Source organism: Micromonospora sp. BL1 (assembly GCF_003667485.1).
Taxonomy (GTDB): Bacteria; Actinomycetota; Actinomycetes; order Mycobacteriales; family Micromonosporaceae; genus Micromonospora; species Micromonospora tulbaghiae.
In genome coordinates, this window is sequence record NZ_RCVK01000274.1 from 31,733 (window position 1) to 53,036 (window position 21,304).

Genomic DNA, 21,304 nt, shown 5'->3' on the forward strand with positions numbered 1-21,304 from the left:
CCGTCAAGTAACGAGATGATCTCGGTCCACCGACCAGGGAAAATTCTGCGACCGACAAGCCGGTCGGGCTGGGGCCAGCCCGACATGACGCGCAAAACCGAGCCCTGTGGTCCACATTGGGGTGCCAAACCTGGACAAAGACTGTCCCCATGCCACGGCCGGCCTCCCGATGATCGCCCTGAGCAGGCACGATCGTTTATTCGGATAAGGAAGAAAGTCGTCCAGAGCTATTGACGACGCCTCCGCAAGATCCCTAGGTTACGGCCCGAAGGCCTTCCGGTGGACCGACGTCACCACCGCGCGTACCGCTCACCCCGTGACGGTGCGCGAGCACCACCATCCCGTTGTCGAGCACCACGACCCCCGAGGACCCGACGGTCCTCAGTGGACAGCTGTCTGCATCACGGCCCGGCACGAGCCACGTGTCAGCCGGCCCGTGCCGGGCCGACCGTCCCCAGCCGCAGCACTCTCGCTTCGAGACGAAGAGGTATGCCCATGAGATGGCGCACCAGCGCAGCGATCGCCATGTGCGGTCTGCTGTCGTTGGGCCTGGCCACTCCGGCCCAGGCCAACCCCCAGCAAGCACCGAAGCCCCAGGCCAAGAAGTCCGACAAGCCGGTCGACCTGGACATCATGTTCATCGGCGCCCACCCGGACGACGAGGCCGGCCAGCTCGGCATGCTCGGATACTGGAACGAGTATCACGGCATGAAGGCCGGCGTCATCACCACCACCCGCGGCGAGGGCGGTGGCAACGCCACCGGTCTCGAGGAGGGCCCGGAGCTCGGCATCCTGCGGGAGGCCGAGGAGCGCAAGGCCGTCGGCTGGGCCGGCGTCGAGCACATCTACAACCTGGACGCGCTGGACTTCTGGTACACCGCCAGCGCTCCCCTGACCGAGGAGGTCTGGGGCCACCAGGAGACGCTGTCCCGGATCGTGCGGGTCCTGCGGACCACCAAGCCCGAGGTCATTCTCACGATGAACCCCTCGGCGACGCAGGGCAACCACGGCAACCACCAGAAGGCGGCCATGCTGGCCGTGGAGGCCTTCTACGCGGCGGCCGACCCGAAGGCGTTCCCGGAGCAGATCAAGAAGGAAGGGCTCAAGCCCTGGCGGGTCTCCCGCATCTTCCAGACCGGTGGCAGCGGCACCACCGGCACCAACGGCCCCGCCTGCGAGACGACGTTCACGCCGGCCGAGACCAGCGACGTCATCTTCGGCACCTGGCAGGGGTACGAGTCGGCGCGGCACGACGGCAACCGGTGGAACACGGTCCAGACCTGGGCCCGCCGGGAGTACGTGTCGCAGGGCTGGGGCAACAGCTCCTTCCCGACGACCAACCCGGACGCCATCGGCTGCAACCGGCTGACGCTGATCGACACCCGCACGCCGTACCCGGACCCGAACGTCGGCGCCGGCACCGGTGCGCTGCAGGGCGCCACGCTGCGCGCCCCTGGCGGCCTGCCGCTCGGCACCGAGGTCCACGTGCGTCCGCGCAACTGGGAGGCCGTCGGCGGCCAGCCCATCAAGGTGGACACCGTCCTGTACGCCGAGAAGGCCATCCCGGGCGCCAAGGTCACCCTGGACGTCCCGGCCGGCTGGAAGGTCAGCGGTAACGGCAACGTCGGCACGCTCACGCCGGGCAAGGAGGTCGTGAAGACCTTCACCGTCACCCCGCCCGCGCAGGTCGAGGTGGGCACCCGCTTCAAGCTCGAGGCCACGCTGACCAGCAAGAAGGACGGCAGCGGCGTCAGCAGCGCCCGGGTGCAGGGCACCGCTCCGGTGCGCGGCACCCTGGAGCCGCTGGAGGAGATCGCCGACTTCCGCGCCTGGACCGTGCGCAACAAGACCCAGCAGCTCGACGCGCTCATCGAGTCCCTGCTGAACATCCCCAGCGGCGGCACCCGCAGCGTCAAGGTCAACCTGACCAACCACGGCACCCGCGTCGAGTCCGGCACGGTCAAGCTGAACGTCCCCGCCGGCTTCTCGGTGGCCGAGCAGCAGGTGCCGTACAGCGGCCTGCGGCCGGGCGCCAGCACCTCGGTGACGTTCACCGTGACCAACACCGACACGTCGCTGCCGACGGCCAACCGGGCCCCGGACAACGGCGCCTACCGGGTGCAGATCGAGACCAGCTACACCGGTGGCAGCGCGAGCGAGCCGGGTGCGTTCAACCTGGTGCCGACCACCACGATCCCGAAGGCCGCCACCGCCCCGACTGTGGACGGGCACGGTCACGACCACGAGTACACCGGCGAGGTCATCGACATCTCCACCCGCTGGGAGGGCACCGCCGCCCCGGCGTCGGACATCTCCGGCACCGCCCAGCTCACCCACACCGACGACGCCCTGTACGCCATCTTCAACATCACCGACGACGTGCTCGGCACCGTCCTGCCGCCGGAGGACTGCAAGCGTCCGCGCCGTAACGACAACATCGAGTTCGGCATCGACCCGCGCGGCAACTCGGCGAACACCTCCACCGTGTTCAACATGGCGCTCTTCCCGGCCACGAACGACCCGGCCAACGGGAACCCGCCGTGCTTCGCCCGGGAGCGGGACAACCACCAGGGCGGCCCGGAGACCGCGCCGGGTGTGGAGATCGCCTCCGTGGTGACCAGCAACCCGTACACGGGTTACCGGATCGAGGTCAAGATTCCGTTCAGCGTGCTGCCGGACACCATCGACCCGAGCCGGATGGGCCTGAACATCCTGGTCAACGACTCGGACACGCAGGACCTCAGCTCGCAGACCCGGGTCGGCTGGTCGACCTGGAGCGGCGTGCGGGCCGACCCGTGGCGCTGGGGCAACGCGCTCCTGCCGGACCTGCCGGCGAAGCCGTCGGCGCCGAAGGCTCCGATCATGCCCGACACCGCGGCGCTGAGCGTGGACTCGCCGCAGACCCTGCTCCAGTCCGTCTCGGACGGGGTCGCACCGGGTGGTTACGCCAAGCTGGCGGACAACACCGTGAAGATCAAGAAGGTCACCCGCAGCGCGAGCAAGGTGTCCGTGCAGCTGCAGGTGAAGAAGGCCGGCACCGCCCGGGCCTTCCTCTGGGACGGCACCCGGGTCGTGGCGGACGCCAAGGCCGAGCTGCGCAAGGACGGCACGCTCGTCCTGCCGCTGAGCGGGTCGCTTCCGGCCGGCACCTCGCTGCTCGTCTCGTACGAGCACGGCGGCGCCACCACCGCTCTGTCGAAGAAGATCTGCTGAGCGGACACTGATCGCGTCGATCTGACGCACGCGATGGGCCGGGCCGGCAGGCCCGGCCCATCGTGCCGTCCGCGTGACCCGCGCCGCACCCCGATCAGCGGACCGGCGCCGGACCGGTGGCGGCCGGTGACACCTCGGCCGGCTCGCGCCACCAGCGGCGCGACGCCAGCGCGGCCAGCCCGGCGCCGGCGGTGTTGAGCAGGACGTCGTCGACGGAGGACACCCGGTCCAGCCGCAGGACGTACTGGGTCACCTCGACCACGGCCGAGCAGCCGGCCGCCAGCGCCAGGATCCGCGGTACCGACGCCAGCGTCGCGAACCGCAGCGGGGCGAGGAACCCGAGCGCCGCGAACACCAGCAGGTTGCCGACGATCTGGACCGTCACCGTCAGCGGCCCGCCCGTCAGGACGGCGAGCAGGTCCCGCAGCGGCACCAGGCTCACCCGGCCGGGAACCACGCCGGCGCCGTCCCCCGGCAGCATGATCATCCAGACCCACGGCACGGTCCCGTAGACGATGCCCACCTCGGCCAGCGACCTGCGCCACGCCGGCCGCGTGCCGCCGCGCCGGCGGGCCAGGAGCCACACCACGAGCGCGGCCGCCGGCAACGCCGCCACCGTGAGCAGCACGACCCCGTTGATCGTGCCGAACCAGCCGTGCCATCCCTCGATCACGCCGCCTCCGCCCGGATCCGCCGGGCCCGCACCGGGCCCGCCGTCGGTCAGGGTGCCACGGCCGCGTCGAGCGGTGGCCCCGGCCGGACGCCATCGGGTACGTGGCGACCGCGCCAACCACCTCCGGATTCGCATTCGGCCGCCGGCCGGTTGTGAATCCCCCGTCGATCGCTGATTTCCCGGCCGGCATTTCGGCGCGGGCCGCAATGGTGCCGGCCGTTTCGGGACACCCGGTCGTCACGCGCTCACCCATTCCACCGCGACCGCCGGGCATCCGGCCGGTGGGCAGCGAGCATAACCGCAGATGAGCCGCGGTCCGGCCGGTGGAAATCACGCATCCGCTTTCACGCCGGCAGCGGGTAAAGAAAGACTCACCTAACCAAGGTAAGCCTTATCTTCGTCGTTCGGGATTCCGCGCGGAAACGGCGGCTAACGGCCGCCAACCCCGCATTCCGTTGTTAAGGTGAGCATGATCCTCACTGGCGGCCGACGGGTTTGAGGACCGGCCGCAGGGCAAATACCAGATGGCATTCGAGCACCACGAGGGCCGGCCGTACGCGTTCGCCGGCCCACATGACTTGGAGGCACCATGAAGACCCTGTTGCAGTCTCCGCCGGTACGTGAATGCGCCGCCACCGCGTGCAGCTTCAACGACAACGGCTGTCACGCTCCCGCGATCACCGTCGCGGCGACCGCCGACGCGGCCTCCTGCGCGACGTTCGTCGAGTCGTCGCTCAGCGGCGGGATGAAGGAGGTCACCGGCGCGGTGGGCGCGTGCGCGCGGGCCGAGTGCGTCTACAACACCAACCTCGCCTGCACCGCCGAGTCGATCACGGTCGGTCCGGGCGCCACGGTCAGCGACTGCCTCACCTACCAGCCCGCCTGAAACCGGACAGCACGTCCGTACGGGTCACGACGGTCACCGTCGTGACCCGTACCGCGTCTCCGGCACCCGACCCGCCGTTGCACAGGTAAGCCTTACCTACTAACGTCTGACCTGGGCCGACTTCACCCCTTCCCGGCCGAGGAGACAGACATGGCGTTGCACCCCGCGGGGCGTCCGGCCCCGGCGGCCGGTGTCGTCCCGGTCGCCGCCGGGCCGTCGGCGGGCGGTACGGGCACCTCCACGCCCCGCGACGCCGTCGCCGCCCGGTGCGTACTGACCGCTGCCTCCTCACTGCGGCTCACGCTCGGCGACACCACCGCCGACCTCCTCGCCGCCCACGCCGTCCTCCCCGACGGCACGGTCGTCCTCGCGGTCGACGCGATGAGCCGCACCGGCGGCCTCCTGGTCGCCGCGCGGAGCCACAGCGGCGCGGTACGCCTCGACGTGACCCACCTCGCCCCGGTCGCCGTGCGCTCCCGGGTGCGCGCCCGGCTGCGGATCCTCGGCACCGCCCGCCGGTTCGACCCGGCCGCCCTCGACTCCTGCGATCCGGCCACCGTGATGTCGCTGCTCGACCTGCCCCCGGTGGCGCTGTGGGCGATCGCGCCGGACGAGGTCGTGCTCGACCGGGCCGCCGATCCCGTCTCGGTCGACCTTGGCGCGTACCGCGCGGCCCGGCCGGATCCGATCGCCGTCGACGAGGCCGCCCACCTCGCGCACCTGACGCGCTGCCACCGCGACGTCCTCGACCGGCTCGGCACGCTCGTCGACCCCGCCGCTTCGACGCGCGTCGTCCCGGTCGCGCTGGACGCCGAGGGCATCGTGCTGCGCGCGGAGCGGCCGGACGGCCACACCGACACCCGGTTGCCCTTCGCCCGCCCGGTCACCGCCGGCGCCGGCCTGGCCGAGGCGCTGCGGACGCTGCTCGCCTAGGCCCGGCGAGCCGATCGCGGGAGCCGGATGAAGGCGGGACGAAGGCGAGCGGTGGGGACAGCCGGGACGGCGACGACGCGCCACCTGTGGCGTCCGCCGGTCGCGGGCCGGCGAGCCACTGGTGGCGACAGTCGTCAGCCGGCGCAGCAGCCGCCGGTCTGGCCGCCGGCCAGGGTGTCGAGGCTGACCAGGCTGAGCGGCGCGGAGAGCAGGCCCCCGGAGATTCCGGTCGCCAGCCCCTGCGCGGCTGGCTGAGCGGCCGGGTCGGGGCCGCAGCAGCCGTCGGTGCCGGTGGAGTCGGCGGGGTTGCTGTTGCAGACGCCGGTTTCGGGCAGGTCGAGCTGGACGTCGCGGGCGGCGTCCCAGTCGCCGGCGAGAGCGGCGACGACGGAGCGGACCTGCTCGTAGCCGGTGGCCATGAGGAACGTCGGCGCGCGGCCGTAGCTCTTCATGCCGACGGCGTAGTAGCCGACCTCCGGATGTGCGAGTTCGGCGGCGCCGTGCGGGGGAACGGTGCCGCAGGAGTGCTCGTTCGGGTCGATCAGCGGGGCGAGGGCGCGGGTGGCGCCCATGACCGGGTCGAGGTCCAGGCGCAGCTCGGCCGCGATCGAGTGGTCGGGGCGGAATCCGGTGGCGGCGACGATGCGGTCCACGGTGACGGACTCGTCGGTGCCGTCGGCGTGACGCACGACCACGGCGACCCGGCCCTCGGCCGGGGTGAGGGCGTGCACGGAGAAGCCGGTGAGCAGCCGGATGCGGCCGGCGTCGACGTGGTCGCGCAGCCGGGCGCCGAGCGCGCCGCGGGCGGGCAGGGCGTCGGCGTCTCCGCCGCCGTAGGTGCGGGCCGGGCTGGCCGAGCGGATCGCCCAGATCACCTCGGTGCCGGGCTCGGCGGTGGCCAGCTCGGCCAGTGAGAGCAGGGTGTTCGCGGCCGAGTGGCCGGCGCCGACGACGAGGGTGCGCCGGCCGGCGAAGCGGTGCCGGTCGGCGCCGAGCACGTCGGGCAGTGCGTGTTCGAGGAACGCCGCCGCGTCCTTCTCGCCCCGGGCGGGCAGGCCGGAGGCGCCGAGGACGTTGGGGGTGCCCCAGGTGCCGGAGGCGTCGATGACGGCGCGGGCCAGCATTTCGTCGCCGTCGGCGAGGCGGATCAGGAACGGCGTCTGGTCGCGGCCGGCGGTGCGCAGCCGGTCCAGGCCGAGCCGGCTGATCGCCTCCACCCGCGCGCCGTAGCGCAGGTGGGGCTTGAGCTGCGGCAGGTCCGCGAGCGGCTGGAGGTAGTCGGTGACCAGCTCGGCGCCGGTGGGCAGGGCGTCCTCGGCCGGGGCGACCCAGCCGGTGTCGTCGAGTAGCCGGCGGGCGGCCGGGTCGACGTTGTACCGCCACGGGGAGAACACCCGCACGTGCCCCCACTGCCGCACCGCCGCGCCGGCGGTGTCGCCCGCCTCCAGGACGAGGAAGGGCAGGTCACGCTCGCGCAGGTGGGCGGCGGCGGCCAGACCCACCGGGCCCGCGCCGATCACCACGACGGGCGACTCGTCCAGAACACTCATCGGGAACTCCTCTGTATTGAGAATTGTCGAATCAATGAGGTGCGGTGGTGCCGCGCGGACGGCACGGACCGGGATCAGGTGACGGCGCGGCCGGCCGTCAGCAGGCTCCGACCGGATCGGGCGCCGGGCGGCCCATGACGACGTCGGCGGCGGACGGGAAGCATCCGACACAGGCGTCGTTGATGCGGTAGTGGCGTGCGGTGCCGACCGGCTCGACGAGCACGAACCGCACCTCGGTGAGGATCTTCAGGTGCTGGGAGACGGTGGACTGGGCGAGCCCGACGGCGGCGACGATCTCCCCCACGCTCATCGGCCGGGCGTGGCGGGCCAGGTACTCCACGAGCTGCACCCGCGTCGGGTCCGCGAGTGCCCGGAACCACGAGGCGTAGGTCTGCGCGGTGCCGCGGTCGAGGAGGTCGAACGGTGACCCGCAGGGCGGTGGCCCCTTCTCAGCGGGGAGCGGTCAGCGCGTAGGCGGCGGTGCGGGCGCGGTCGTGGAGGCGGTCGATCCGCTGCGCGGTTGTGGACACCCGGGCACAGGAGTCGCAGAACCGGACCCCTGCCAGGACCGACGGCCGGCGGCGCGGGAAGCCGAACATGGCGAGCCTCATTTCCTCGGGGCACCCTGTCTAGATGCCTGTCTAAACAGAGATTTGCACGCTGATTAGATAGATGTCAACCTAGGGGCATGCCGAAGCACCAGGCGCCGATCCCACTCGTCGACCTTGACGCCGACGTGCCGTGCTGCCCCCCGCTGGCGCAGCGCCGGGTCCCGGCCGAGACGGCCGCGGTGCTCGCACCCGCGTTCAAGGCCCTCGGCGATCCGGTACGGCTGCAGCTCATGTCGATGATCGCCTCCGCCGACGGCGGCGAGGCCTGCGTGTGCGACCTGACGCCGGCGTTCGACCTGACCGGGCCGACGATCTCCCACCACCTCAAGACCCTGCGCGAGGCGGGCCTGGTGGACGCCGAGCGGCGGGGCACCTGGGTCTACTACCGGGCGCGGCCACAGATCCTGCGCCAGCTCGCCGGCCTGCTGTCGATCGAGCCGACCGCCGCGACGCAGCGGTAGACCGCCGCGCGGCGCCCCGCGCTTCGATCCGCTCGGTGCCGGCTTGACGCTCCCAGATTGCTCAGCGATGATTGAGTCAATGGACATTGAGCCTTCATCCCTCGCCGCCCGTGCGCGGATCCACGCCGCGCTCGGCGATCCGGCCCGCCTGGCCATCGTGGACGCGCTCACCCTGGGCGACGCCTCCCCCGGGGAGATCGCCCACGCCCTGGACATGCCGACGAACCTGGTCGCCCACCACGTCAAGGTCCTCACCGACGCCGGCCTCGTCGCCCGGGGCCGGTCGGAGGGCGACCGGCGGCGCACCTACCTGCGACTCCGACCGGCTGCCCTCTCCGCTCTCACGCCGCCGCCGCTGGCGGCTGCGCATCGGGTCGTCTTCGTCTGCACCCACAACTCCGCCCGCTCGCAACTGGCCGCGGCGCTGTGGAAGCGACGCACCAACGGCGACGCCGCGTCCGCCGGCACCAGGCCGGCGCCCCGGGTCCATCCCCGCGCGGTCGCCGTGGCCCACCGCCACGCCCTCGACCTCGACCCGGCCGGCACCGCACACGTCGACGACATCGTCCGGGACGACGACCTGGTCATCGCCGTCTGCGACAACGCCCACGAGGAGCTCACCGGGCCGGTCCGCCCCCGTCTGCACTGGTCGGTGCCGGACCCGGCCCGCGTCGACACCGACGAAGCGTTCGAGGCGGCCTACGCCGACCTCGCCGACCGCGTCGACCGCGTCGCCCCGCACACCGCGGCGACCTCACCCGACGCGCACGCGCCGGCACCGACGACCCACGGGAGACACCCATGAGCACCGCGACCAGAGCCGACCACGCCCCACCGGTGGTGGCCCGCCTGTCGCGCCTCGACCGGTTCCTGCCGGTCTGGATCGGCCTGGCCATGGTTGCCGGCCTGCTGCTCGGCCGGATCGTCCCCGGACTGGACGACGCTCTCGACGCCGTCGAGGTCGGTGGCATCTCCCTGCCCATCGCTCTCGGCCTGCTGATCATGATGTATCCGGTACTGGCCAAGGTCCGCTACGACCGCCTCGACACCGTCACCGGTGACCGGCGTCTCCTGGTCTCGTCGCTGATCCTCAACTGGATCGTCGGTCCCGCCGTCATGTTCGCCTTGGCCTGGGTGTTCCTGGCCGACCAGCCGGAGTACCGCACCGGTCTGATCATCGTCGGTCTGGCCCGCTGCATCGCGATGGTCATCATCTGGAACGACCTGGCCTGCGGCGACCGGGAGGCAGCGGCGGTCCTCGTCGCCGTCAACTCGGTGTTCCAGGTCCTCGCCTTCGGCCTGCTCGGCTGGTTCTACCTGTCGGTACTGCCCGGCTGGCTGGGTCTGGACGGCGCCGCGCTGGAGGTCTCCGGCTGGGACATCGCCGGCAACGTGCTCGTCTTCCTCGGCATCCCACTGCTCGCCGGCTACCTCTCCCGCCGCCTCGGCGAACGCGCCAAGGGCCGCGACTGGTACGAGCAGCGATTCCTGCCCAGGATCGGGCCCGTCGCCCTGTACGGACTGCTGTTCACCATCGTCGTCCTGTTCGCTCTGCAGGGCGAGGCCATCACCGGCCGACCGGTCGACGTGGCCCGCATCGCCCTGCCGCTGCTGGCCTACTTCGCCCTCATGTGGGCCGGCTCCTACCTGCTCGGCCGGGCCGTCGGCCTGAACTACGAACGCACCACCACCCTGGCGTTCACCGCGGCGGGCAACAACTTCGAACTGGCCATCGCGGTCGCGATCGGCACCTTCGGGATCGCCTCCGGCCAGGCCCTGGCCGGCGTCGTCGGCCCGCTGATCGAGGTCCCGGTCCTCGTCGGCCTGGTCTACGTGTCGCTGTGGGCCCGCGCCCGCCTGTTCCCCGCCCCGGAAACCCGGCCATGAGACGCCTCGACTGCGCCGCGGCACGCCGCGCGGCGACCACCGGAATCAGGGAGACCCGATGAGCGACAAGCCCAGCGTCCTGTTCGTCTGCGTGCACAACGCCGGTCGTTCCCAGATGGCCGCCGGGTGGCTGCGCCACCTCGCCGGCGACACCGTCGAGGTCCGCTCCGCCGGCAGCGCACCCGCCGGCGAGGTCAACCCTGCCGCCGTCGAGGCCATGCGGGAGGCCGGCATCGACATCACCGACCAGACCCCCAAGCTCCTGCGGTACGAGACGGCGGAGTCCTCGGACGTCATCGTCACCATGGGCTGCGGTGACGCCTGCCCCGTCTTCCCGGGCAAGCGGTACGAGGACTGGAAGCTCGAAGACCCCGCAGGCAAGGGCCTCCACGCGGTACGCCCCATCCGGGACGAGATCCGCACCCGGGTGGAACGGCTGCTCGCCGAACTGCGCCGCAGCGCCTGACATCCGCCCTGACTGTCCCGCGGCCGGACGGCGGTCGTCAGCTCCCGGCGTGCAACTGACGGTGATCCGCTCCTGGTTGCACCGGCAGGCGGCCGCCGTTGGTGCAACGATGCAAGCGTGGGAACTGCGAAAACCTCCACCCCTGCCATCTCGCCGCTTGCCGGCGAGCCGATCAAGCGTGCCGATGCCGAACGGCTCGCGGGAGTCCTGAAGGCGTTCGCCGACCCGGCCCGGTTGCGCCTGCTCAGCCTGATCCAGTCCGCTCCGGAGGGCGAGGCGTCCGTCAGCGACCTCACCGCGCCGCTCGGTCTCTCCCAGCCGACCGTCAGCCATCACCTTCGGATCCTCACCGAGGCCGGCCTGCTCGAGCGTGAGAAGCGGGGTGTGTGGGCGTACTACCGCCTGGTGCCGTCCGCGATCTCGGCAATCGCCGAGTCGTTGACGCCGCCTCGTAAACGGCCGACGAAGAAGGTCCGCTGAGCGGGGGACTGCCGGGCTGCCGCGCGTGCCCGCCGGCCTGACCGGGTCGCGCCCCGGAACGTCAGCCGGCTACCGGGAAGTTGGATCGGACGAGCGCGCCCGGGTCGTGGCGGCGCTTGACCGCCCGGAGCCGGTCGAGGGCGGGAGTGAACGCGTCGGCCCGATCGCTCCGCTGCTGAGCGTCCAGCCCCGGCACCTGGGCGGCGCCCTCGCCCGGGCCTCCGACAGCCCGGACGGCCCCGTACGCGCTCTACCTGTTCGGTGTCGCCACCGACCCGGCGGCGGTCACGGCGCGCCAGCGGGACCTGCCGTCGGCACTGCCGCTGGCACCGTGCCCGTTGGGCTGCGCGGCGATGCCCAGTCCGGCCAAGCGGGCATACCGGACGAGCGCGACGACGTCGTCGGCGAAGGGTGCATCCGCATGACGGATTCGTGGGCCAATCCGGCGCGACTGCTCGGCAGCGACCTGCATCTGGAACCGGCCGGCGCCGGTGGCCGCCGGTCCGCGCTCACCCGTGCCCTGCAAGAGGCCGTCCGGGACGGGAGGCTGGGCGCCGGCACCCTCCTGCCGCCGTACCGTTCCCCGCTCCCCCACCGGTCCGGCGGGCCGGCCCTTGAGGACCGCGGCCCGACCCGGTAGAAACGGCGGGGCCGACAGGAGAATCAGCCATGACCGATATCGACGGGCGGTTGTCCGCGACGCCGCGTACGACCCTGCGCCGGATGAAGGAGAAGGGGCACCGCGACCGCGCCGCCCTCTTCGACGTGCTGCGGGCCGCCTTCGTCTGCCATCTCGGGGTGATCGTCGACGGCGGCCCGATGGTGGTGCCGACCGTCTACGGCTTCGACGACCGGCACCTCTACCTGCACGGCTCGGTGGCCAGCCGGAGTCTCACCACCGACGCCGAGGTCTGCGTGACCGTCACAGTGGTCGACGGCCTGGTCCTGGCGCGGTCGGTGTTCGAGCACGGGATCAACTACCGCAGCGCGATGATCTACGGCCGGCCCCGGTGGGTGACCGACACCGAGGAGAAGCTGCACGGCCTGCGGCTGCTGACCGAGCACGTGGCCCCGGGCCAGTGGGACCACGCCCGCCGGCCGAACCGGCGGGAACTCGCGGCCACCACGCTGCTGGCGCTTCCGCTGGCCGAGGCGTCCGTCAAGACGCGCAGCGGCCCGCCGGACGACGGCGACGGCCCGGACGCCGTCCTCGGGCTGTGGGCGGGCGAGCTTCCCCTGGTCGCGCGCTGGGAACAGCCGGCGACCGACCCGGCGCTGCCGCCGACGACGCCGGTGCCGGCGCACGTCGCCGCGCGCGCCGGCACCCGCGCCGACCAGGCCTGACCGGCCGGGCGGCCCCCGGCCCGCCTACCGGAGCTGGCGGGCCACCTCCGCCAGCGGCAGGCGGGGCTGGACGGCCGCGCGGGCGGCCACCACCGCGAGCGCCCGGGGCACTCCGGCGCAGTACGCGATGATCTCCCGCACCGCCGCGCGCTCGGCGGTGAGGCGACGCTCGCCGAGGCGGGCGGCCAGCAGGTCCCACGCCTCGCCGGCGGCCAGTTCGTCGACCACGACCGGGCACGCGGCCTCGCCGACGACCAGGCCGGTGAGGCGGTCCCGGCTGGTCACGACCACCATGCAGCCGGGTACGCCGGGCAGCAGCGGCCGCACCTGGTCGGCGTCGCGGGCGTCGTCGAGCACGATGAGCATCCGGCGTCCGGCGAGCGCGCTGCGGTAGAGCCCGGTGCGCGCCGCCGGTCCGCACGGGACACCACCGGGGACGTCGAGCGCCTCGATGAGGCCGCCGAGCGCCTCCGCCGGCGCCACCGCCGCTCTGCCCGGTTCACTGCCGCCGAGCTGGACGTGCAGCACCCCGTCGGAGAACCGGGCCGCCGACCGGTGCGCCCAGCGCAGCGCCAGCGCCGTCTTGCCGATACCGGACCGGCCGGACAGGACGCACACGACCACGCTCGACATCCGCCGCGGTCCGCCGTCGAGCAGCCGGTCGAGTTGCCGCAGTTGTGCCGTACGGCCGGTGAACCCGGGAATCTCCAGCGGCAGTTGCATGGGGCGGATCCGGCCCGACGGCGCCGGGTTGGCGGGCAGGCCGAGGACCTCGCGGAGCAGCCGGACGGTCGCGGGCCGCGGACGGGTCACGCGCGACGACTCCAGGTTGCGGATGCTCCGGACGCTCAGTCCGGTACGGGCGGCCAACTCCTCCTGTGTCAGGTTGGCCAGTCGCCGTGCGGTAGCGATTTCATGACCCAACGTATCCATGTAGCCGATCACAGCGTCGTCTCCGTACCGGTTCTGGTGGATTCATGCCGGTGGACCACCGAATCCGAGGCCGCTGAGCGGGCAGTCAGCAGCGACATTGCCGGTGATCTGCCGGTGAAGCTCCTGTTGGCCAGACGAGGTTAAGTCCACAGTGGGTCCGACGCTATCGACCGGAGTCGAATCGACGGTCGACGAGACGGGCCCTTCCCGGCATCGGTGCAGCGTCGCAGAAGCAGCACTTCCGGTCACTCTCCGCAAACCTCAGAACCGTCCGGCGCGGGCCCGGGGGGCAGCGCGCCGACCAGGAGGACGAACATGCGAAGGTACGTCAGCGACACCGCCGAACTCACCGACGAGTACGGCATCCGGATCGGCCGCTGGACGCAGTACCGCGATCTCGGCCCGTTGCCGTTCGACGCCATGTGGTGCGTGATCCCGCCCGGCGGCAGCAGCAGCGAGGACGTCCACCCGGAGGTCGAGTTCGCCGTGGTGACCCGCGGCACGGCCATCTACGAGGCGGGCGGCGAGAAGGTCGAGGTGCCGACCGGCGGCGTGATCCTGCTCGAACCGGAGCAGCGGCACGTCATCCACAACCCCTCGCCGGAGCAGCCGCTCACCATCCTCAGCATCTACTGGATGCCCCGGCCCGACGAGGCCGCGCAGGCCGGTGCGGACGGCGGGCAGAGCGGCGCGGACAGCCGGCAGAGCGGGGCGGACGGCGGAGCCGGCCGTGACTGACGCCGCCTCCACTGCCGGGGCGGTGCTGGTGGTGACGCCGCCGCCGACGCCGAACGGGCCGCTGCACCTCGGGCACCTCAGCGGCCCGTACGTCGCCGGGGACATCGCCGCCCGCGCGCTGCGGGCCGCCGGCCGGCGGGTGGTGACCCAGTGCGGCCTGGACGCGCACCAGAACTACGTGCTCGCACGGGCGCAGGCGCTGGGCGAGACTCCCGCGGACACCGCCGCCCGCTACGGCTCGTCGATCCACGCCGCGCTGCGCGCCGCACGCATCCGGTACGACGTCATGGCCGACCCGCTGGCCGACGCCGACTACCGCCGGGCGGTGGCGAGCCTGCTCACCGAGCTGGTGGAGGCCAAGGTGGTGGAGGTCGCCCCGGTGTCGCTGCGCGCCTGCGCGGCCTGCGGGCGGACCCTGCACCACGTCCGGGTCGCCGGGCGCTGCCCGGCCTGCGGCGCCGGCGCGAACGGCGGCACCTGCGAGGGGTGCGGCGGCTTCTGCACCGCCGCGAACCTGGTCGACGCGCGCTCGACCTGCTGCGACGCGGCACCCGAGCCGGTCACCCGCACGGTCCCGGTGCTGCGGCTGGACGAGCACCGGGAGCGGCTCGCCGAGTTCTGGTCCCGCGCGGTACTGCCGCCCCGGCTGCGGCGCCTCGTCGCGTCGTACCTCGACGGCGGGCTGCCGGAGGTGCCACTGGCGTACCCGTCGGACTGGGGCATCGAGTGGGACGACGGCCTGCGTATCGACGTCTGGGCCGAGATGGCGTTGGCCAACCTGGTGCTGCCCGCCCGCCACCTGCGGCCGGACGCGGACACGCTGGCCGGGTACCTGGACGCGTGGCGGGACGTGGACGAGCAGTGGATCTTCCTCGGGGTCGACAACGCGTTCTACTACGCACTGCTCATCCCGGCCCTGCACCTGGCCGCCGGGCTGCCCGACCGGCCGACCGGGCTGGTGGTCAACGAGTTCTACCGGCTCACCGGCGCCAAGTTCTCCACCAGCCGCGAACACGCGATCTGGGCGCACGAGTTCCTGTCCACCGAGGACCCGGCGGTGGTCCGGGCGTTCCTGAGCTGGGACCGGCCGGACAGCTACGAGTCGGACTTCCGCCCGGAGGCGTACGAGGCGTTCACCGCCCGGTACGCCGCGACCCTGGCCGGCACCACCGCCGGCCTGGACGGCGTACTGGCCGACACCGAGCTGACCCGCGGCGAGCAGGCGCTGCGCCCGGAGCACTTCGACCCCGCCACCGCGGTCCGGGCGGCGCTGGCCGCGTACCCCGGCCGGCCGGAGCGGGCGGCCCGGCTGCTCGGCATCGTCGCCGGCGCGGAACCGGCGGAGTCCGATGGGTGAGCCGCGCGTGCTCGTCGTCGGCGCGGGCGTGAGCGGTGTCCTGCTGGCCCGGCGGCTGCGGGACGCGGGCGCCGAGGCGGTCCTGATCGGCCCGCACGGGGGCGGTCCGGACGGGCGGCCCGCCGACGCGACGGCCGCGTCCGGTGGGCTGGTGCGGGCCTTCGAGCCCGATCCGGCCGCCCGGTCCCTGGCCGCCGCGAGCCTCGCCGAACTGCGGGCCGATCCGCCCCTCGCGACCGCCGCCGGATGGCGGCGGACCGGCTCGCTCTACCTGCTCGACGCCGGGTCGGCGGACGGCGCGGACGGCGCCGAGGTGCTCACCCGGGACGAGATCGCCCAGCGGTTCGGTTTCGCCGGGCTGCCGGACGGCACGGTCGGGATCTGGGAGGACCGGGCCGGATACCTGGACCCGGACCGGCTGCGCCGGACCGTCCTGCGTGGCCTGGACCGGACCGAGACGACACCGGTGGCCCGCCTCGACGATCGCGCGGTCGAGCTGCGCGACGGCCGCCGGCTCACCGGCGACCTCGTCGTCGTGGCCGCCGGGGCCTGGACCCCGCGGCTGTTGCGCGCCGCCGGGTTGCCGACCTCGCTGCGCACCAAGCACATCCAGTACGCCCACCACGCCACCGGCCGGGACGACCTGCCGTGCTTCGTGGACGAGACCAGCGGCCTCTACGGCCGGCCGGCCGGTCCCGGGCGCGTGCTGCTCGGGCTGCCCAGCGACAGGTGGGACGTCGACCCGCCGGCCCCCGAGCCGGACGCCGCTCTGGCGGCACGGGTCCGGGCGGTGGCCGCACGACGGCTGCCCGGCGTGGACCTGCGACCGGCCGGGCCGCCGGTGAGCGCCGCCGACTGCTACAGCGAACCCGCCGGCCTGGCCCTGCGCCACGTGGCCGGCGGCGTGCACACGTTCACCGGCGGCAGCGGCGGCGCCGCCAAGACCGTCCTGGCCGCCAGCCGGCTCGCCGCCACCGCCCTGCTGAACACCCGAACCGCGATCCCTGTCCCCCACGGCCAGACAGAGGCAGACTGATGACGCAGACCTTTCACACAGTGGGAATCGGCGCCGGGCCGGCGAACCTGAGCCTCGCGGCGATGTACGACACCCTCGCGCCGCACGACATCGCGCTGTTCGAGGCGCGGGACCGGCCGGGCTGGCACGACGGGATGCTGCACAGCGGCGTCCGCATGCAGACCGGCTGGGTCAAGGACCTGGTCTCGCTCTACGACCCGACCCACCCGCTGTCGTTCCTCAACTACCTGGTCACCACCGGCCGGGTGTACGCCCTGCTGGGCGCCGGGTTCGACACCATCCCCCGGATCGAGTACCAGCAGTACCTGGTGTGGGCGGCGGGTCAGCTGCCGCGCATCACGTACGGCACCCGCGTCGACCGGGTGGAGTTCGACGGAGCGCTGATCAGCCGCAGCGGCGGTGCGGAGGTCGCCCGCTCCCGGCACCTGGTGCTCGGCAGCGGGACCGTCCCCTTCGTACCGGAGTTCCTGGACGCCCTCGACCCGCGGCACCTGTTCGTCGCCGACGAGCTGCACCAGCGCCTCGCCACCGTGCCGGACGAGCCGGACCTGCCGTGGATCGTGATCGGCAGCGGCCAGACCAGCGCGGAGTGCGTCGCGGCGCTGCTCGCCCGCGGGTGCCGCGACATCAGGTGGATCGGGCGGCGGTCGTGGTTCGCCCCGCTGGAGGACTCCCCGTCGGCGAACGACCTGTACCGGCCCGCCTACCAGGAGGCGTTCCTCACCCTGTCCCGGGACGTGCGGGAACGCCTCGTCTCCGGCCAGATCCTGACCAGCGACGGCATCTCCCCGGGCACGTTGCGCGGCATCTACCAGCACAACTACGAGGAGCGGCTGCGTACCGGGCGGTTCCCGGTGACGATCATGCCGAGCCGTACCGTGACCGGCGCCCGGCAGCTCGACGGGGAGGTCGAGCTGGAGTGCCTGACCGCCGGCAGCGGCGAGGAGCGGCACCGGGCGGTGAACCTGGTCGTCGCGGCGGGACGCCGGCAGGCGCCGCTGCCCTTCGACCCGGAGCTGACCGCGCTGGTCGACCTGGACGAGCGCGGCGAGCCGGTCATCGAGTCGGACTACTCGATCCGGTGGAAGCACGCCGACGACCACAAGATCTTCGTGCTGAACCGGGGGCGGTACGTCCAGGGGCTCGTCGACTCCAACCTGAGCATCCTGCCGATCCGCAGCGCGATGGTCCTCAACTCGATCGCCGGCCGTACCGTCTGCCGGTTCCGCGACGACTACCTCAGCACCCGATGGGCGTGAGCGCGATGACCACATTCGACTACGACGACCGGATCTTCGTCTCCGTCGACCACGCCGGTGACGCCGACCCGCTGCGGGGGCACTACCACCAGCGCGGCGACCTGGTCTGGGCGGAGATCTCCGGCGGTCCGGTCCGGCACGGCCGGCTCGCCGGCACCTGCGACGCACAGGGGGTGGTGCGCTTCGCGTACGTGGAGGTGCTCACCGACGGCAGCATCGTGGTCGGCGAGTGCGAGTCCCGGCCCGAGCGGCTGCCGGACGGCCGGATCCGGCTGCGCGAGCAGTGGCGCCGGCACGGGCCGCGTCGGGACAGCGGCGTCTCGGTCATCGAGGAGGCCACCCCGGCGCGCGTCGAGGCGAGGGAGGAGCAGCGTGTCTGACATCCAGATCGTCAGCTTCGTCGCCGCGAGCCTACTCATCATCATCGTGCCGGGCGTCGACTTCGCCCTGGTCACCCGGCAGACCGTCCGGTACGGGCGGCGGGCCGGATTCGTGGTGCTGGCCGGGCTGTTCGCCGCCGCCCTGGTGCACGCGTCGCTCGCCACCGCCGGCCTGTCCGCCCTGCTGGTCTCATCACCGGCGCTCTACACGGTGCTGCGCGTCGCCGGCGCGCTGTACCTGCTCTACCTGGGCGGCACCATCCTCTGGGCCACCCGGCCGCGCCGGAGCGCCCCGGTGGCGCAGCCGGTGCCGGTCGGCGCGGGTGGGGCCGGTGCCGGCACTGAGGCCGCCGCGCCGGTCCGGGACGTCCCGGCCGCCGACGAGCCGCACGTGGCGCGCCGCTCGTTCGTCATGGGCGTCACCAGCCAGCTGCTGAACGTCAAGGTGGTCGTCTTCTACGTCTCGTTCGTGCCGCAGTTCGTCAAGCCCGGCGACGGCGCGGCGGCCCGCACGGCGGTGCTGGCCGCCACGTTCATCGGCCTCGCCGTGCTCTGGTGGGCCTGCTACATCCTGCTCATCGACCGGTTGCAGCCCTGGCTGACGCGGCCGTCGGTGCTGCTGGTGATCGAACGGCTGACCGGGCTGATCCTGATCGTCCTGGCGGTGCGGATCGCGCTGAGCCACTGAGCCGCACCACAGGCGCCCGCCGGCCCGGCCGCATCCAGCCGGGCCGGCGGCGCTGTGGTGTCAGGCGTTGCGCGGACGGTGGGCGACGGTGAGGACGTGGGTGGTCGGCCAGTCCAGCGGCCGGCCGTCCAGGTCGGTGAGGGACGCGACCGGTGCGATCCGGTTGTCGATCACCCAGTCGTTGCGGACCGGCGCCGAGGCCGGGCCGATCTCGAAGCCCGCCTCGGTGAGCAGCGCCGTCCAGTCGGCGAAGCTCAGGCCGCAGAACTGCTCCTTCGTCTCCGACAGCCAGTTGTCCGTGTAGTCCTTGCGGGTCAGGTAGTCCATCGCCGCGCCCAGGCCGAGGCGTACCGCGCCGTCGGCGAGCGGCTCGTAGTCGAAGCCGAACGCGAAGTCCACGGCGAACTGGTCCAGCCGCGCCCGCGTCGACAGTCCCGAGACGTACCGCCGGACCTCGGCCGAGGTCAGGCCGGCCAGGTCACGGCGGGGCGAGGCGGGGTTGTCGCCGTCGTCTGCGGTCAGCCGCAGGATCACCGGCCGGCCGGGGTCGTCCGGTCCGCACACGTCGCTGTTGATCCAGACGCCGCCGGGCACCGTGTGGTCGTGGATGCGACGGGCGAACTGGAGCAGCGACTCCCGCTGCCGCCCGTACGACCAGATCTCGTGGGTGAGCGCGAAGGTGAGCGTGGTGTCCACCGACCGGTCCTTGAACACGGCGCCGCCGAGGACGTTGCGGTGGAAGAAGTAGACGTTGGCGTTGCGGAACACGCCCTGCGCCTTCTTGTGCAGGCACTCCTGGTAGAGGTGGCGGGCCACCTCCACGCCGATCAGGTCGCTCTCCCGCAGCGCGGCCTCCCGGTCGGCCAGCTCCAGGACCGCGCCCGCACCGCAGCCGATGTCCACGATGCGTCCGGGCTGCACGTACCGGCGCACCGAGTCCCACTTGCGTTGCGCGGCCGAGGCGAACGCCTCCACGTAGGTCCGGTAGTCGCGGGTGACCGTGAGGCCGCCCTCGTCGCCGACGAGCGGGTCGTTCACCACCGACCGGATCGCCTCGACGAGGCGGTAGCGCTCGAACACGTCGATCGTCGCCGGGTGGGTGAGCGTACGCCAGGTCTCGTCGCCGGCGGCCAGGCGCAGCAGCACGTCCCACGGCCGCTCGGGCGCCTCGCTCAGGCCCGGGTCGGCCTCGACCTGCGCGATCGCGAAGCCGAGCCGCTCGTACAGCTTCGCGACCTCCGGCGTGGAGCAGGCCACCACCGTGTCGGCGGGCGTGAGTTCGAGCCCGGTGGCCACCGCGATGCTCTTGAGCGTGACCTCCGCGAACGCGTCGGTGTACGCGGTGTCGAAGATCGGCACGGCCAGCGAGCGCAGCCCGGTCAGCACGCTGAACCGCTCGATCGCGGCTTCCCGCCTGTGGTACGCGACCGGGTTGCGCCGGGTGTTCTCGTGGTTGGCCGACGTCACCGCCCAGACCACAGTGGCCTCGTCACCGGCGAGCCGGCTCAGGTAGTCGGCCTGGAACCGGGTCAGCAGGTGATGCCGCCCCGGGAACAGCACGAAGCGGGTCGGCAGGTCGGTCATGGGCACCTCGCCTGGGCCGTGGAGCGGTCGGTGATCATACCGGGACGCGCCAGGAACGCCACAGATGGCCGTACCGGCCGTCGGCGGCCAGCAACTCGTCGTGCGTGCCCTGCTCCACGATCCGGCCGTGGTCGAGCACGACGATCCGGTCCGCGGTGACCGCCTGGCTGAGCCGGTGCGCCACGATCAGCGTGGTACGCCCCCGCGTGGCCGCGAGGGCCGCCCGGTCCAGGTCACGCGCCCCGGCGCTGCCGGCCTCGGCGGTCGCCTCGTCCAGCACGGCGACGGCGGGCGCGGTGAGCACCAGCCGGGCCAGGGCGACCTGCTGGGCCTGCGCGGCGGTGAGCCGGTGACCGCCCTCGCCCACCGGTGTGGCAAGGCCCTCCGGCAGGGTACGCAGCCAGGCGGTGGCGCCGACCCGCTCCAGCGCGTCGAGCAGCTCGGCGTCGGTCGCGTCCGGGGCGGCCAGGCGCAGGTCCGCGGCGAGCGGCCCGGCGAAGACGTGCACCTCCTGGCTGACCAGTGCCACGTCGCGCCGGGAGGTGGTCTCGTCCGCCCCGGTCAGCGGCACGCCGTCCAGGCGTACCGATCCGTCCGTGGGCGCGATGATCCCGGCGGCGATGCCGGCGAGCGTGCTCTTGCCGGCACCGCTGGCGCCGACGAGCGCGACACGCTCCCCCGGCGCCAGGCGCAGCTCGACGTCGGCGAGCACGAGCGGTCCGTCGTCGTAGTGGTGCCGGCGCACCGTGACGTCCAGCGCCGCCGGGCCGCGCGGCCCGGCCGGCGCGGTGGCCGGGCCGGGGGTGGAGGCCGGGCCGGGGGTGG

The 21,304-nt window shown here is 73.1% G+C and carries 22 protein-coding genes and 1 pseudogene; 16 read left to right on the top strand and 7 right to left on the bottom strand.

The window, feature by feature from the left end:
* Positions 1 to 495 precede the first annotated feature (495 nt).
* Positions 496 to 3,213: a sugar-binding protein gene (locus EAD96_RS19860; RefSeq protein ID WP_121685377.1), complete on the top strand. Its 2,718-nt coding sequence runs from the start codon at positions 496 to 498 to the stop codon at positions 3,211 to 3,213.
* A gap of 94 nt (positions 3,214 to 3,307) precedes the next feature.
* Here the strand turns inward: EAD96_RS19860 and EAD96_RS19865 are convergent, their stop codons facing one another.
* Positions 3,308 to 3,886 carry a VanZ family protein gene (locus EAD96_RS19865; RefSeq protein ID WP_121685378.1) on the bottom strand — a complete coding sequence of 193 codons (579 nt, stop codon included), beginning with the start codon at positions 3,884 to 3,886 and terminating at the stop codon, positions 3,308 to 3,310.
* Between the two features lie 589 nt (positions 3,887 to 4,475).
* On the opposite strand from EAD96_RS19865, the gene EAD96_RS19870 reads away from it, so the two are divergent.
* Both EAD96_RS19870 and EAD96_RS19875 read left to right on the top strand, forming a co-directional pair.
* A complete protein-coding gene (locus EAD96_RS19870; protein ID WP_120569438.1) occupies positions 4,476 to 4,772 on the top strand; it encodes a DUF1540 domain-containing protein in 297 nt (98 codons plus the stop codon).
* Positions 4,773 to 4,922: 150 nt separating this feature from the next.
* Positions 4,923 to 5,705, top strand: coding sequence for a DUF2470 domain-containing protein (locus EAD96_RS19875; RefSeq protein WP_120569437.1), 783 nt, complete (start codon positions 4,923 to 4,925; stop codon positions 5,703 to 5,705).
* Between the two features lie 134 nt (positions 5,706 to 5,839).
* Here the strand turns inward: EAD96_RS19875 and EAD96_RS19880 are convergent, their stop codons facing one another.
* From EAD96_RS19880 to EAD96_RS31020, 3 genes and pseudogenes are all read right to left on the bottom strand, one after another.
* Positions 5,840 to 7,255 (bottom strand): FAD-dependent oxidoreductase, encoded by a 1,416-nt coding sequence (locus tag EAD96_RS19880; protein WP_121685379.1) that lies wholly within the window; start codon positions 7,253 to 7,255, stop codon positions 5,840 to 5,842.
* Between the two features lie 97 nt (positions 7,256 to 7,352).
* Positions 7,353 to 7,673, bottom strand: a pseudogene (locus tag EAD96_RS19885) (ArsR/SmtB family transcription factor); the annotation flags it as partial.
* Positions 7,674 to 7,704: 31 nt separating this feature from the next.
* Positions 7,705 to 7,866 (bottom strand): hypothetical protein, encoded by a 162-nt coding sequence (locus EAD96_RS31020; protein WP_158614806.1) that lies wholly within the window; start codon positions 7,864 to 7,866, stop codon positions 7,705 to 7,707.
* A 77-nt stretch (positions 7,867 to 7,943) separates the two neighbouring features.
* On the opposite strand from EAD96_RS31020, the gene EAD96_RS19890 reads away from it, so the two are divergent.
* From EAD96_RS19890 to EAD96_RS19925, 7 genes are all read left to right on the top strand, one after another.
* Positions 7,944 to 8,327, top strand: coding sequence for a metalloregulator ArsR/SmtB family transcription factor (locus EAD96_RS19890; protein WP_121685380.1), 384 nt, complete (start codon positions 7,944 to 7,946; stop codon positions 8,325 to 8,327).
* Positions 8,328 to 8,406: 79 nt separating this feature from the next.
* On the top strand, positions 8,407 to 9,132 hold the full coding sequence (locus EAD96_RS19895; RefSeq protein ID WP_120569435.1) for a helix-turn-helix domain-containing protein: 726 nt from the start codon (positions 8,407 to 8,409) through the stop codon (positions 9,130 to 9,132).
* Positions 9,129 to 10,214 carry an ACR3 family arsenite efflux transporter gene (gene arsB, locus EAD96_RS19900; protein ID WP_121685381.1) on the top strand — a complete coding sequence of 362 codons (1,086 nt, stop codon included), beginning with the start codon at positions 9,129 to 9,131 and terminating at the stop codon, positions 10,212 to 10,214. The genes EAD96_RS19895 and arsB overlap by 4 nt, the downstream gene beginning before the upstream one ends.
* Positions 10,215 to 10,272: 58 nt before the next feature.
* Positions 10,273 to 10,680, top strand: coding sequence for an arsenate reductase ArsC (locus EAD96_RS19905; protein WP_121685382.1), 408 nt, complete (start codon positions 10,273 to 10,275; stop codon positions 10,678 to 10,680).
* Positions 10,681 to 10,797: 117 nt separating this feature from the next.
* Entirely contained in the window at positions 10,798 to 11,160 is a 363-nt protein-coding gene (locus EAD96_RS19910) for a helix-turn-helix transcriptional regulator (RefSeq protein WP_121685383.1), read from the top strand.
* A gap of 421 nt (positions 11,161 to 11,581) precedes the next feature.
* Entirely contained in the window at positions 11,582 to 11,800 is a 219-nt protein-coding gene (locus EAD96_RS19920; RefSeq protein WP_233586074.1) for a hypothetical protein, read from the top strand.
* Between the two features lie 29 nt (positions 11,801 to 11,829).
* A complete protein-coding gene (locus EAD96_RS19925; protein WP_121685384.1) occupies positions 11,830 to 12,504 on the top strand; it encodes a pyridoxamine 5'-phosphate oxidase family protein in 675 nt (224 codons plus the stop codon).
* Between the two features lie 24 nt (positions 12,505 to 12,528).
* Here the strand turns inward: EAD96_RS19925 and EAD96_RS19930 are convergent, their stop codons facing one another.
* Positions 12,529 to 13,437, bottom strand: a complete 909-nt coding sequence (locus tag EAD96_RS19930) for an NB-ARC domain-containing protein (protein ID WP_233586076.1) — start codon at positions 13,435 to 13,437, stop codon at positions 12,529 to 12,531.
* A gap of 315 nt (positions 13,438 to 13,752) precedes the next feature.
* Between EAD96_RS19930 and EAD96_RS19935 the strand changes: the two genes are divergently transcribed.
* Genes EAD96_RS19935 through EAD96_RS19960 form a run of 6 tightly spaced genes read left to right on the top strand, consistent with a single transcriptional unit; the run spans position 13,753 to position 18,895 of the window.
* Positions 13,753 to 14,175: a cupin domain-containing protein gene (locus EAD96_RS19935; protein WP_121685385.1), complete on the top strand. Its 423-nt coding sequence runs from the start codon at positions 13,753 to 13,755 to the stop codon at positions 14,173 to 14,175.
* Complete coding sequence (locus EAD96_RS19940; RefSeq protein ID WP_121685386.1) at positions 14,168 to 15,532, top strand: class I tRNA ligase family protein; 1,365 nt, start codon at positions 14,168 to 14,170, stop codon at positions 15,530 to 15,532. The genes EAD96_RS19935 and EAD96_RS19940 overlap by 8 nt, the downstream gene beginning before the upstream one ends.
* Positions 15,525 to 16,568: an FAD-binding oxidoreductase gene (locus tag EAD96_RS19945; RefSeq protein WP_121685387.1), complete on the top strand. Its 1,044-nt coding sequence runs from the start codon at positions 15,525 to 15,527 to the stop codon at positions 16,566 to 16,568. The genes EAD96_RS19940 and EAD96_RS19945 overlap by 8 nt, the downstream gene beginning before the upstream one ends.
* Positions 16,568 to 17,827 (top strand): lysine N(6)-hydroxylase/L-ornithine N(5)-oxygenase family protein, encoded by a 1,260-nt coding sequence (locus EAD96_RS19950; RefSeq protein ID WP_121685388.1) that lies wholly within the window; start codon positions 16,568 to 16,570, stop codon positions 17,825 to 17,827. Before EAD96_RS19945 ends, EAD96_RS19950 begins: the two co-directional genes overlap by 1 nt.
* A gap of 5 nt (positions 17,828 to 17,832) precedes the next feature.
* On the top strand, positions 17,833 to 18,207 hold the full coding sequence (locus EAD96_RS19955; protein WP_233586083.1) for a hypothetical protein: 375 nt from the start codon (positions 17,833 to 17,835) through the stop codon (positions 18,205 to 18,207).
* Positions 18,200 to 18,895 (top strand): LysE family translocator, encoded by a 696-nt coding sequence (locus tag EAD96_RS19960; RefSeq protein ID WP_120569426.1) that lies wholly within the window; start codon positions 18,200 to 18,202, stop codon positions 18,893 to 18,895. The genes EAD96_RS19955 and EAD96_RS19960 overlap by 8 nt, the downstream gene beginning before the upstream one ends.
* 60 nt (positions 18,896 to 18,955) lie before the next feature.
* On the opposite strand, the gene EAD96_RS19965 is transcribed toward EAD96_RS19960, so the two are convergent.
* Entirely contained in the window at positions 18,956 to 20,479 is a 1,524-nt protein-coding gene (locus EAD96_RS19965; protein WP_121685390.1) for a class I SAM-dependent methyltransferase, read from the bottom strand.
* Positions 20,480 to 20,513: 34 nt separating this feature from the next.
* On the bottom strand, positions 20,514 to 21,304 hold a 791-nt coding region (locus tag EAD96_RS19970), incomplete at its 5' end, for an ABC transporter ATP-binding protein (protein ID WP_147457905.1).